Source organism: Crassaminicella thermophila, from assembly GCF_008152325.1.
Lineage (GTDB): Bacteria > Bacillota > Clostridia > Peptostreptococcales > Thermotaleaceae > Crassaminicella_A > Crassaminicella_A thermophila.
Genome location: NZ_CP042243.1, coordinates 1,235,637 through 1,248,195, shown reverse-complemented (window position 1 = coordinate 1,248,195; position 12,559 = coordinate 1,235,637). Strand labels below are relative to the sequence as shown.

General features: G+C 28.7%; 12 protein-coding genes. 3 read left to right on the top strand and 9 right to left on the bottom strand.

The features are described from left to right. Positions 1 to 67 precede the first annotated feature (67 nt). Entirely contained in the window at positions 68 to 1,651 is a 1,584-nt protein-coding gene (locus FQB35_RS05865) for a DEAD/DEAH box helicase (protein WP_148810773.1), read from the bottom strand. A gap of 181 nt (positions 1,652 to 1,832) precedes the next feature. Between FQB35_RS05865 and FQB35_RS05860 the strand changes: the two genes are divergently transcribed. Together FQB35_RS05860 and FQB35_RS05855 are read left to right on the top strand one after the other, a co-directional pair. Then, positions 1,833 to 2,294: a hypothetical protein gene (locus FQB35_RS05860; RefSeq protein ID WP_148809088.1), complete on the top strand. Its 462-nt coding sequence runs from the start codon at positions 1,833 to 1,835 to the stop codon at positions 2,292 to 2,294. A gap of 150 nt (positions 2,295 to 2,444) precedes the next feature. Further along, complete coding sequence (locus FQB35_RS05855; protein ID WP_148809087.1) at positions 2,445 to 3,329, top strand: cation diffusion facilitator family transporter; 885 nt, start codon at positions 2,445 to 2,447, stop codon at positions 3,327 to 3,329. 12 nt (positions 3,330 to 3,341) lie between these two features. Here FQB35_RS05855 and FQB35_RS05850 read toward each other — a convergent pair whose 3' ends face one another. Continuing rightward, a complete protein-coding gene (locus tag FQB35_RS05850; RefSeq protein WP_148809086.1) occupies positions 3,342 to 4,514 on the bottom strand; it encodes an RNA-binding domain-containing protein in 1,173 nt (390 codons plus the stop codon). A 190-nt stretch (positions 4,515 to 4,704) separates the two neighbouring features. Between FQB35_RS05850 and FQB35_RS05845 the strand changes: the two genes are divergently transcribed. After that, positions 4,705 to 5,607, top strand: a complete 903-nt coding sequence (locus FQB35_RS05845; RefSeq protein WP_148809085.1) for a selenium metabolism-associated LysR family transcriptional regulator — start codon at positions 4,705 to 4,707, stop codon at positions 5,605 to 5,607. Between the two features lie 46 nt (positions 5,608 to 5,653). Here the strand turns inward: FQB35_RS05845 and FQB35_RS05840 are convergent, their stop codons facing one another. From FQB35_RS05840 to FQB35_RS05810, 7 genes are all read right to left on the bottom strand, one after another. After that, positions 5,654 to 7,063, bottom strand: coding sequence for an aminopeptidase (locus tag FQB35_RS05840; protein WP_269902708.1), 1,410 nt, complete (start codon positions 7,061 to 7,063; stop codon positions 5,654 to 5,656). A gap of 56 nt (positions 7,064 to 7,119) precedes the next feature. After that, positions 7,120 to 7,767 (bottom strand): response regulator, encoded by a 648-nt coding sequence (locus FQB35_RS05835; RefSeq protein WP_148809084.1) that lies wholly within the window; start codon positions 7,765 to 7,767, stop codon positions 7,120 to 7,122. Beyond that, entirely contained in the window at positions 7,757 to 8,932 is a 1,176-nt protein-coding gene (locus FQB35_RS05830; protein WP_148809083.1) for a sensor histidine kinase, read from the bottom strand. The genes FQB35_RS05835 and FQB35_RS05830 overlap by 11 nt, the downstream gene beginning before the upstream one ends. 201 nt (positions 8,933 to 9,133) lie before the next feature. Further along, the gene (locus FQB35_RS05825; RefSeq protein ID WP_148809082.1) at positions 9,134 to 9,616 is read right to left on the bottom strand and encodes a hypothetical protein; all 483 of its coding nucleotides are present in this window, start codon (positions 9,614 to 9,616) and stop codon (positions 9,134 to 9,136) included. Between the two features lie 197 nt (positions 9,617 to 9,813). After that, positions 9,814 to 10,266: a chemotaxis protein CheW gene (locus FQB35_RS05820; RefSeq protein ID WP_148809081.1), complete on the bottom strand. Its 453-nt coding sequence runs from the start codon at positions 10,264 to 10,266 to the stop codon at positions 9,814 to 9,816. 129 nt (positions 10,267 to 10,395) lie between these two features. After that, positions 10,396 to 10,566 carry a DUF896 domain-containing protein gene (locus FQB35_RS05815; RefSeq protein ID WP_148809080.1) on the bottom strand — a complete coding sequence of 57 codons (171 nt, stop codon included), beginning with the start codon at positions 10,564 to 10,566 and terminating at the stop codon, positions 10,396 to 10,398. 72 nt (positions 10,567 to 10,638) lie between these two features. Continuing rightward, entirely contained in the window at positions 10,639 to 12,516 is a 1,878-nt protein-coding gene (locus FQB35_RS05810; protein WP_148809079.1) for a YgiQ family radical SAM protein, read from the bottom strand. Positions 12,517 to 12,559: the final 43 nt, after the last annotated feature.

Below are 12,559 nucleotides of genomic sequence, written 5' to 3'. Positions count from 1 at the left end.
ATATTTATTATACTATATTTATTTTTTATTCTGACATAAAGAAAAATAGACAAAGAAAAATCCTTGTCTATCTACTATTTGCAGGTTCTGCTTTTATTTTTTTCCCTTTAATTCTAATCTTATTAATATTACTTGTAAATTTTGCTGCAAGGTCTATTGGAATCTCAACAAAAGTAAATTTATCAAACATATCGATAGTCCCTACGCTACTACCTTCTATTTTCGCTTTATTAACAATAGCACCAAGGATATCTCCCACCTTTACTCTATCCCTTTTACCTATGTTTAAAAAGATTCTAGCCATGCCTGACTCAGTAGCACCTGTATTCTCAAAGGGATCTTTTACTTCTTCTAGCTCTACTCTATTCTTTTCCATAATAATTTTTGCTAAAGCTGCTGCAATATCAATGGAACTATATTCTTCTGCAAGACGTTCAATCATTGAAGTATAAGGGCCTAAATGTCCTTCTTCAATGACCTTGATAATTCGATTAGAGAAAAGTTCTCTTTGCCTTTCTGCTAAATCATTTATAGTTGGTACCTTTTTTCTTTTTATTTTCGTTTTTGTGAATTTTTCAATGCTTTTTAATAATCTTATCTGTTTTCCTGTCACAAAAGTATATGCTACTCCAGCTTTTCCTGCTCTTCCTGTTCTTCCTATTCTATGTACATAATATTCTAAATCCTCAGGAATATCATAATTAATAACCATTTCTACATTTTCTACATCAATACCTCTAGCCGCTACATCAGTAGCTACAAGTAGTTCTATTGTACCTTCTCTAAATTTTTTCATTACTCGATCTCTTTGGGCTTGTTTTAAATCTCCATGTATTCCTTCTGCAAAATAACCTCTGCTTTGAAGACTTTCAACAAGTTCATCAACACCTTTTTTAGTTCTGCAAAATATTACTGATAACCCTTCTTTTTCCATATCTAATACTCTACATAATACTTCTAGCTTTTCACGAGCCTTTACTTCAAAATAGTATTGCTCAATAAGAGGTACTGTAAGCTTCTCATGGACTACTTTTACCTTCTTTGGATTTTTTTGATAGTTTTTAGCTAATGCTTCTATTTCTTTAGGAATTGTAGCTGAAAAAAGCACCGTTTGTCTCTCTTTAGGAATTTCTTTTAGTATATTTTCTATATCTTCTTGAAAACCCATATCCAGCATTTGATCTGCTTCATCTAAAACAACTATATTAATTTCATTTAATCTTATGGTTCTTCTACGTATATGATCTAATAATCTTCCCGGAGTACCTGTTATAATTTGAACACCTGCTTTCAATGCTTTAATCTGACGTTCAATAGGCTGGCCACCGTAAATAGCTAAAGTTTTTACGCCGTGTATATATTTTGAAAATTTTCTTATTTCATCAGCTACTTGAATAGCTAATTCCCTCGTAGGTGTTAAAATCAATGCTTGAGGAGCCTTAATATCTGCTTGTATATTATGAATAATTGGCATTCCAAAAGCAGCTGTTTTACCAGTTCCTGTTTGAGCCTGCCCAATAATATCCTTTTTTTGTAGCATATATGGAATTGCAGATTTTTGGATCGGCGTTGGCTCCTCAAACCCTAAATCATCTATAGCTCTTATAATCTCTTTTCTTAATCCTAATTCTTCAAATGTAATATTGTTCATTATAATTTTATCTCTCCCTATTTTTTCATTCTTGTTCATTATAAATGTATCTACTGCCTTTTGCAAATATTTTTTTCTATACTTACATTTAATATACATTTTACATTATTTTATATACTTTTATACAAGTAGTAATAATCTTTAAATATTATTCATATATTTTACTTAGGAGGTATATATTATGATGTATTCACACATAAGAAAAACAATTCCTATTTATGAAAAAATTAACCCTATTAAGTTAATGCATTTATCAAAAACTTTTGGTAGGATTTGTAAAATTTCATTTACATGTCAAATATTTACTAAAACTTCTTGTAATAATTGGATATTTAAGTACAAAGCAAATAACACATTATATATAACTATAAGTTTTTATGACAAATGTACAGAACCCTATCCTTACATCGTTATTGACGATTTTGTCTTTCCAGAAAATTTAAGAAAACAAAAACTGGATGAAAAAATTCTTAGAATTATTATAAATCATGTGCAATATTTAGATTTTGAAATGCTCATTTTTAATATCAATCAAAAGTTTCATATAGGCCTTTGTAAAAAAAATGGTTTTAAGCAGATTGGTATTCATAAAATGATTGTATCCTTAAAACCTAAATTTATTCAAAATATAAAACCAATTTAAGAGTTTTTAAAAGGACTTTTCGTCATGTAAAGTCCTTTATTGTATTTACAGAATTTTCAAGAATATATTAGATTTGACAAAATAGAAACATTTAATTTATAATCTAAAAACATACTAATAAATAAACTTTATTAGAAAGGAATGAAAACCATGAATGATAACGAAAGACTCTTATTAGGAAAAAAAGCTTCTTGGATTGGTATCATAGGAAATATTCTTTTAACTTCTTTGAAAGCTATTGTTGGATTATTAGCTGGTAGTACAGCTATGATTGCAGATGCCCTACACTCTGGTTCTGATATTATTTCTACAATTGCTGTACTTCATAGTATAAAAATCTCCCATCAACCTCCTGATGAAAAACACCACTACGGTCATGGCAAAGCTGAATCAATTGTTGCAAAAATTGTTGCTATTATCCTGTTTATAACTGCTATAGGTATTGGAATGTCTGCTTATAAATCTCTAAAAAACCCAAACTTAAAACCTCCAGAATCCATAGCCATTTGGGCTGCATTATTATCTATTCTGGTAAAAGAATGGATGTATCGCTATACAGTAAGTATCGGCACAAAAATTCAGAGCCAAGCATTAATAGCTGATGCATGGCATCATAGAACAGATGCATTTTCTTCCATAGCAGCACTTATTGGTATTACAGGAGCAGTTATGGGTTTTCCTATTTTAGACCCAATAGCCGGTCTTATCGTTGCTTTAATGATTATGAAGGCTGCATTTTCTATATATTGGGATGCCGTAACAGAATTAATGGATACTGCTCCATCTCAAGAGATTATTCATAATATAAAAAAAATCTCCTTATCAATCGATGGCGTAAAAAGTGTACATAAAATTAGAGCACGAAAACATGGCAATCAAATATATGTTGATATGATTATTTGCGTAGATCGATCCATTACTGTTGAACAAGGTCATTATTTTGCTGCACAAACAAAGTTAGCTATATTCAATTCAATAGACAATATAAAAGATGTAGTTATTCATGTGGACCCTTATCCTTTAGAAGAGAAGTAAAAAAGATAAAATTTAAATTTTATCTTTTTTACTATATCTTTTCAATCCTGGCATTACAACTTTAAACAAATTTCTTTTTTCAATATTTAGAAACTTTACTTTCCCAACTTTTTCAAACATCCTATTTATTTTTTGTAATCCAATACCTGTTCTTAAAAACTGATTATGATTATCTAATAATAAGAGTCTATGATAAAGCCAATTATTTCGCCTTGAAGGATTATTATCTTTCATTATGGTATGAATATTACTTCCCTTTGGTAATGTTCCAGGATTGCTAATCTCAACTTTGTTATCTCCTATTAATACCACAATGTCTCTTAATATATCCATATAATCTCTATGAACTACTGCATTTGCAATACATTCAATAATTGCTTCCTTAGGATAATCTATATCTTTTAAATAGGTATTAATAAATTCACGACATCTATTTAACATTTCAATAATGTTCCCATCAATAATATTTGTTATTTTTCTATTACCCTTAAAAGTAATAATTTTTATTGAACAATAAGGTAAATATCTTTGAGGATGATCACAAAACAGCAAAAGCCCTCCAATAGTAGGATAAAATTTGCTTGTTTCGCTATCAAAGTGAATAATACCTAGATTATTCCATATGCTTTCTTCCATTTTTTCATTCTTAGCTATGCCCATCTTTTTTAAATACTGATTGATCAATTCTCTATTAAATACTTTCAAATTCAAATTATATATTGGAATCAGTTCATTATGAATTAATCCAACTTCTTGAAACATACTTGCAATTTCATCTCTTCTAGCAATATCTGTTGTAGAGCCTCTTCTTATGTAAAATGCTCCTGTTTGTCTCATTTGATGCGGTCTTTGAAAACTTTTAAATATAGTAATAACTCCAATATTCTTATTTTTATATTTTACACTCTCTACCCTTATGTTTACTGGAGGATCACATCTATGGCTAATAATCTGTTGCAATCTCTCTTCTTGCAAATCTTCTGGATTAACTCCAATGATTTTTTTATCCTTATCTTTTATACCAATAATTAAGTAGCCTCTTCCTCCTATACTGTTAGCAATAGCTATAACGTCTTTTGCAAATTCTTTTTTTTCAGATTCCGTATCAAGCTTTAAAGATTGCTTAAAATCTAACTTCATACCTTCTTTTTGCTTAATTAGTAATTCTAGTTTATGAAGATTCATTTAACCATTCCCTTCATAAATGCTAAACTTTTCTAATTCCATATTTGTTATATTATATTTATGCACTATTTCACACATTCATTTAAAATCAATAAAAAGTATTTCCTCAGTCTTATTGCAAACAAACATTTGATAATTTTTCTAGTAAATGATACTATTGATTTGTGAAGATTTACTTAGGGGTGAAAACATGGATTTTAGACAACTTGAAACTTTTGTTACCATTGCACGACTAAAAAGTTTTTCAAAAGCAGCAGATCGTCTTTTTTTAACCCAACCAACAATCAGCAATCACATTCAAAATCTAGAAAATGAATTAAGCACCATATTAATCAATCGTTCAAATAAAAAAGTAACTTTAACAAAAGCTGGCGAACTTTTATTTAGCCACGCTGTTGAAATATTAAACAAAAGAGAACATGCATTATTTTCTTTAGAAGCATTTAAGGACAAAATAGAAGGAACTTTAGAAATTGCTTGTAGTACCATCCCTGAGCAATATATTCTCCCTCCACTTCTGAGTGCTTTTAACAAAATTTATCCCCATGTAAAATATAATCTACTCCATTATGATTCACAGCAAGTTGTAAATGATATCTTAAATGGTAAAATCGATTTTGGTTTCGTAGGGGCAATAGATGATACAAAAAAACTAAATTACATTGATATTTTAGAAGACCATCTTGTATTTATTGCACCTAATTCTGATAAATATAATAAAATAGAAAAAATCAATATTGAATTTTTATTTGATGAAAGAATTATTTTAAGAGAAAAAGGTTCAGGAACTAGAAAAATGTTTGAACAAATCCTCCATTTACATAATATATCCTTAGAACAGCTAAATATTGTAGCCTATATAGAAAATACAGAAGCCATTAAACAATGTGTAAGAAATGGTCTAGGTATTACAATGATTTCTGAGTTAGCTATAAGAGATGAGCTGCGCTATAACATGGTGAAAAAATTAGAATTAGAAAATATCGATACTTCTAGAAAATTTTATTTTGTTTATCACAAACCTAGAATTTTATCTCCTTTAGCAGAAACTTTTAAGCATTTTATGTTAGAAAATAAAAATTTTTATATATAGATAATTTTTTAAACCAAAATATAATCGGGCATTAAACCCGATTATTTTAAGCTTCTAAAAAAACTTTATATGCTTTGTATGTCATATATACGTCTATTTTACTTGCTATTTCCATCGGCGCGTGCATACTTAACAACGGAACACCACAATCTACTACTTCTGCTCCATAATTTGCTAATATATATGCTATTGTACCGCCACCTCCCTGATCTACCTTTCCTAATTCACCAATTTGCCATAGTATATTATTCTCATAGAATATTTTTCTTACCATAGCTAAAAATTCTGCATTTGCATCATTAGAGCCTGATTTTCCTCTAGCACCCGTATACTTTGAAATTAATACACCTTTTCCTATGAAAGCTGCATTTCTTTTATCTAAAACATCAGGGAAATTTGGATCAAAACCAGCACCCACATCTGCAGATAAAACTTTTGAATTGGATAAAGCCCTTCTCACTTTTAAAATACTAAAATCATTGCTTTGTAAAGCAATTAATTCTGCTACGGTATTTTCAAAAAATCTTGATTGCATCCCTGTATTTCCAACACTACCTATTTCTTCTTTATCTACCAATAGTGTTACAGCAGTTTTTATAGGGTTACTTATTTTAAATATCGCTTGCATAGCTGTATAAGAACAAACTCTATCATCTTGACCATAAGCTCCTACTAAACTTTTATCTATTCCAACATCTTTTGCTTTTCCTGCAGGCACTACTTCAATTTCAGCTGTCAAAAAGTCTTCTTCTTCTATTCCATATTTCTCATATAATAGTTTCAAAATATTATATTTTACTTTTTCTTTTATTTCATCATCTTTGTAAGGAATGCTTCCGATTAATATATTTAATCCTTCTCCTGTTATACCTTCACTAAGTTTTTTTTCATTTTGATCTTTTGCTAAATGAGGTAATAAATCTGTTATAAAAAATACAGGATCATTCTCTTCTTCTCCAATTACAATATTTATTTTTTCTCCTTTTTTATTTATTATAACACCATGTAAAGCTAGAGGAATTGTAGTCCACTGATATTTTCTAATGCCCCCATAATAATGGGTTTTAAATAATGCTAACCCCCCATCCTCATATAAAGGAAAAGGTTTTAAATCTAATCTAGGTGAATCAATATGTGCACCAACAACGTGCATTCCTTTCTCTATTAATTCTTTCCCAATAACAAACAATGCAACAGCTTTCCCTTTATTATTTGCATATATCTTTGAACCTTCTTTTAGGGTTTCATTTCCGTTTATAAATTCTTCAATATTTTTATAACCATTCTCTTTAGCTTGTTTTATTATTTCTTTGACGCATTCTCTCTCAGTTTTTCCATTATCTAAAAAGGCCTTGTATCCTTCATTAAATTTAAATACATCGTCTTTCTCTTTTTCGTCCATTGTTTCCCATGCATTCTTAAATTCAAAACTTAATTTATGTTTTTTATCAGGCAATTTTATCCCTCCTTAAAATATACATTTTTATTATTTGTCATAGTATAACTTATATACTATATCTTTTTAATATTATGCTTATATGCATAAATTGCAGCTTGTGTTCGATCATTTACATCTATCTTTTTAAATATATTAGATACATGATTTTTTACAGTTTTTTCACTAATAAACAAGTCTTGTGCAATTTCTCTATTATTTTTCCCCTCTGCAATTAAACCTAATACCTCATACTCCCTTCTTGTTAATTTATCTTTTTTATATGTATCACTTTCCTTTTTATTATATTCTTTAACTAATGCAGAAGCAAGTGATGGATGAATATAAGAATGTCCAGTAAATACATCTCGAATGGCTTTTATGAGGCTAGCTGATTCTGCATCTTTTAATACATATCCAGATGCACCAATATTAATTGTCTCAAATAGATATTCTCTATCTTCATGAATTGTTAACATAATAATTTTAGAATCTGTCCCTATATCTTTTAATCTTCTTAGAGCTTGTATTCCATTCATATTCGGCATATTTATATCTAATAGTATTATATGAGGATGTAATTGCTGTGCTTTTTTTATGGTATCTTCTCCATCTACAGCCAATCCAACTACTTCAATATCATCTTCCAATTCTATTATTTGCTTTAATCCTTGTCTCATCAGTGCATGATCATCTGCAATTAAAACTCTAATTTTAGATTCCATTGTATGGTTCCTCCTCATTTTTTAATGGAATTGTAACTTTTATTCTTGTTCCCTTTCCTATATTGCTCTGAATATCAATATTTCCTTTCAACAATTCTACCCTTTCCTTCATAATAAGCAACCCAAAACCACTTTCTTTCTTATCTGTACTTAGTTTGCTTTGAACATCAAACCCAATTCCATCGTCGGCAATTAACAGATTTATACGTTGCCGAATAATTTCTAATTTAATAACTACTCCTGAAGCTTTTGCATACTTTCTAATATTATTTAATGTTTCTTGAATAATCCTAAACACAGACAATTGAACAATAGAATCAGACAACCCATATTTTACGTTCACTAAAAATTTTACATTTATTTTTGTTTCCTCTTCAAAATCAGTAATAAATCTTTGCAAAGTTGGCACTAAACCTAAATCATCCAAAGACATAGGTCTTAAATCATATATAATCTTTCTTACATCTTTTAAACATCTTCGCACAATATTTTTTAACTGGGCTAATTCATATTTTGCTTTTTCCATATCTCTATCAATTAATTTTTCGCAAATTTCAGCTTTAATTACTACATTTGCCATTGATTGGGCCGGCCCATCATGAATCTCTCTTGCAATTCTTTGTCTTTCTTCTTCTTGAGCTTTAATTATTTTAATCCCTACAATTTCTCTTTGATGTATATCTTCTAACTGTTCAAAAACATCCTTTAAATTTCCACTAAGGTATCCCATGGCAACGCCAACTTGAGAAACTAATCTTTCAGCATTTTTCACAACAGCATAAGCTGCTCTTAGCCTTTTTTCTAAATCTGTCCTTTGATTTATTAAATCCTTTTCTTCTTTTCTTTTAAGCAATATTTTAACCTGCAAAGCATTTGCTTCCTCATAAGCTGCCTTTATATCTCCTTCTTCAAACTTTTTAAAATTTTTACTTACAATTGCAAGTCTTTGCCTACTTTTCTTTTCAAGAATTTCAAGTTTATCAACTTCATCAATAATCTGAATTGCTTTCTTTTTTATTATTTCCAACTCCTGTTCGAGACTTTTACACTCATTTCTTGCTCTTTCTGCTATTTCAAAAATCTCATTTTTCCCCTTTTCAATTGCATCGATTGTCTTTTTTATAATTTCATTCATTTTTTTTACACTTAATGCTGGTTTATACATAATACACCTCTAGTTCTTTGTTTCTGCTACCATTAATATCCACTTTTATACACCGACTTTTTTCGCCACATTTTGCTATATTCTTTACAAATAATTATATTCCTGCTAATATTATAGCAAACAAAAAAAATAGTATTATTATCCTATTTTTTATATTGAAATTTTGAAATAAAATAGACTATCTACCTAAAATAGACAGTCTTATTTATCAATATAATAATCACAAATCTTCCAATGATTATTTTCTTTTTTTAATATAACAATATAATCAATTTCTTCTTCATATTTAGATGATAAACCTTGCATAATCCAAAGTATTTTTATTTTTGCTTGCATATCATTTTTCTGATATGTAACATTCTCTATATTTACAATCTCTAAATTTAATACTTTGTCTATATCAGTAGGATATTTGCTTGCTTCTTCAAAAGCTTCAATATCAAAGGATAATAACGGTTCTGTTACAGTATTTTTAATTTGTTGAATCCATTCATTTGTTTTCATATTTTTTTCATAAATATTATTCCACAATTTTGATCTCTGTTTAAAAAGATTTTCAATTATTATTTTTTCCTTCTCAAATTGTTCTTCATCTGCCACGACTGTATTAGCATCTACTAAACTTGATTTTCCATATATTAAAATAACAATTAATATTAAAAAAAACAGCAAAGTCTTTTTCATTTGTAAGTATCCCCCTAAATATTGTATATTTGAATTCATTATACACTAGGTATGGGTTTGAAATTTGACTTTTGCTGTTGTCAAATATATATTTTTTATCTACATGAAATTCTAATTTTTTATTTTTTAATTATAAATATCTTAGCAAGTAATATTTTACTCATAATTATTTAAATAATCGTCAAAAAACTTTCTTATTATGCTATTTGTTGTATTTTTTCTTTTTCATTATCTGAAAGAATGTACTCTAAGTCTAGCAATAAAACAATTTGATCTTCAAGTTTTCCAACTCCTGTAATATATTTTTTATCAACTCCAGCTATTAATTCTGGTGCTGACTCAATATCTTCCTCTCTTATTCTTAGAACTTGAGAAGCTTCATCTACAATAAATCCAACCTGTCTATCTTTAATATTTATTACAATAATTCTTGTGTCTGAATTTATACCTGTATCTTTTAGATTAAACCTCTTCTTTAAGTCAATAATAGGCGTTATATCTCCTCTAAGGTTTATAATCCCATCTACGAATTTTGGCGTATTAGGTACCTTAACACTCTCTTTAAACTCACAAATCTCTTTCACATTCATTATATCAACACCATACGATTCATTTGCTAATCTAAATATAACATATTGCTTCTCTGCCAAAATATTAGCCCCCTTTTTTAATCACATCACCTATGTTACATTTTAATATAATATTCTATACAAATGACATTTTTCCTCTTTATAATACAAAAAAAGAATAAATATACATTTATTCTTTTTTTGTATTCTCTAATCAACAATTTCAATATTTTCTAATTGTTTTCTAAAGCTTTCCTTAAATTTCTTTAAATATTCTTGTCTAAGATTTTTTTGCTCTATTTTTTCTGCTTCATTTAAACCCTCTTTTTTAGATTTTCTTGCTAAAAAGTTTATACGATCAAGTTTTTCCTTTGATAACACTACTCTTCCCACCTCACAATTTTTTCTAATATATCATTATACATACAAAATAGTATTTCGTCAAACTGTTCATCATCTTCTTTTTATGCGCTTTTTTGTCTTCCTCTTCTTTTCAATCTTCCTTTTATTCTTTTGATATATTCCGTTTTTCACTTCCTTAGGTTTAATTAAACATTTAGGTCCATATCCAATTAGATCTTTTCTTCCTGCAAGAATCAAAGCTTTTTTAACTAAATCATAATTTTTAGGATTTCTGTATTGTAGTAATGCCCTTTGCATAGACTTTTCTTCTCTCGTTTTCGGCACATATACAGGCTTCATATTTCTAGGATCTAATCCTGAATAATACATACACGTAGATAATGTCCCAGGTGTAGGATAAAAATCCTGAACTTGCTCTGGATAATAACGAATATCTCTTAAATATTCTGCCATCTCTATAGCAGCTTTTAAATCGCTTCCTGGATGACTAGACATAAGATAAGGAACTAAAAATTGATTTTTCCCAAGCTTTTTATTTATTTTATAATATTTATCCACAAACTTTTCATATACTTCTCTCCTAGGCTTGCCCATTAAGTCTAGTACTTTTGGTGAAATATGCTCAGGAGCCACTTTAAGCTGGCCACTTATATGATGTTCACATAATTCTTTTAAAAAAGTATCTTTTTTATCCGCCATAATATAATCATATCTTAACCCAGAACGAATAAAAACTTTTTTAACACCCTTTATTTTTCTAATTTTTCTTAAAAGCTCTAAGTATTCATCATGATCAACATAAAGATTTTTGCATGGCTTTGGATATAAGCATTGTTTATTTTTACAAGTTCCGTACTTTTTTTGTTTTTCACATGCAACATGTCTAAAATTAGCTGTTGGACCACCTACATCATGAATATATCCTTTGAAGTCTTTATCTTTTACAATTTTTTCAGCTTCTTTAATTATTGAATCATGACTCCTACTTTGTATAACCCTTCCTTGATGAAATGTTAATGCACAAAAAGAACAACCTCCAAAACATCCTCTTTCACTAATAATGCTATATTTTACTTCTTCAATCCCAGGAACTCCGCCCATTTCTTTATATATTGGATGATAGTTTCTCATATAAGGAAGACTATAAACTCTATCTAATTCATCTTGTGTCATAGGCATCGCTGGAGGGTTTTGTACAATATAAGTATCCCTATGTTTCTGTATCAAAACTTTTCCTCTAATACTATCTTGTTCCTCATATTGAATCTTAAATGCTTTTGTATAAGCAATTTTATCTTCAAAAACTTCTTCAAAAGAAGGTAATTCAATAAAATCATACACTTCTTTTAAATCATCTATTTTATAACAAGTTCCAGGAATATGACGAATATATTTAACACTTAATCCATCCTTCAAATTATCTGCAATTTCAATTATCTGTTTTTCTCCCATACCAAATACTAATAGATCTGCTTCACTATCAAATAAAATAGATCTTCTTACTTTATCATTCCAATAATCATAATGTGCAAATCTTCTTAAACTAGCTTCTATACCACCAAGAATAATAGGTACTTTTTTATATGCTTGCCTTACCATATTTGCATAAACAATAGTTGCTCGATCAGGTCTTAACCCCATTTTTCCTCCTGGTGAATACATATCTTTTTCTCTTTTTCTCCTACTTACTGTATAATGATTTACCATAGAATCAAGATTCCCAGCAGTAATTAAAAATGCCAGTTTAGGTTTCCCTAATTTTTTAAAATCATCTACATTTCTCCAGTTAGGTTGCGCAATGATCCCAACTTTATAACCAGCCATTTCTAATACTCTTGAAATAACAGCAGTTCCAAAGCTAGGATGATCTACATATGCATCTCCTGAAATAATAATAAAATCTAATCGATCCCATCCTCTTTTTTTCATATCCTCCATACATATTGGCAAAAAATCATTTACTTTCATCTTTTCACTCACTCTCATATGTTTAATACATCTATATATTATA

What these genes read in the sequence shown, in the direction of transcription:
- FQB35_RS05865 (WP_148810773.1), bottom strand. Translation starts at nt 1,651, where the DNA reads ATGAACAATATTACATTTGAAGAATTAGGATTAAGAAAAGAGATTATA.
- FQB35_RS05860 (WP_148809088.1), top strand. Translation starts at nt 1,833, where the DNA reads ATGATGTATTCACACATAAGAAAAACAATTCCTATTTATGAAAAAATT.
- FQB35_RS05855 (WP_148809087.1), top strand. Translation starts at nt 2,445, where the DNA reads ATGAATGATAACGAAAGACTCTTATTAGGAAAAAAAGCTTCTTGGATT.
- FQB35_RS05850 (WP_148809086.1), bottom strand. Translation starts at nt 4,514, where the DNA reads ATGAATCTTCATAAACTAGAATTACTAATTAAGCAAAAAGAAGGTATG.
- FQB35_RS05845 (WP_148809085.1), top strand. Translation starts at nt 4,705, where the DNA reads ATGGATTTTAGACAACTTGAAACTTTTGTTACCATTGCACGACTAAAA.
- FQB35_RS05835 (WP_148809084.1), bottom strand. Translation starts at nt 7,767, where the DNA reads ATGGAATCTAAAATTAGAGTTTTAATTGCAGATGATCATGCACTGATG.
- FQB35_RS05830 (WP_148809083.1), bottom strand. Translation starts at nt 8,932, where the DNA reads ATGTATAAACCAGCATTAAGTGTAAAAAAAATGAATGAAATTATAAAA.
- FQB35_RS05825 (WP_148809082.1), bottom strand. Translation starts at nt 9,616, where the DNA reads ATGAAAAAGACTTTGCTGTTTTTTTTAATATTAATTGTTATTTTAATA.
- FQB35_RS05810 (WP_148809079.1), bottom strand. Translation starts at nt 12,516, where the DNA reads ATGAAAGTAAATGATTTTTTGCCAATATGTATGGAGGATATGAAAAAA.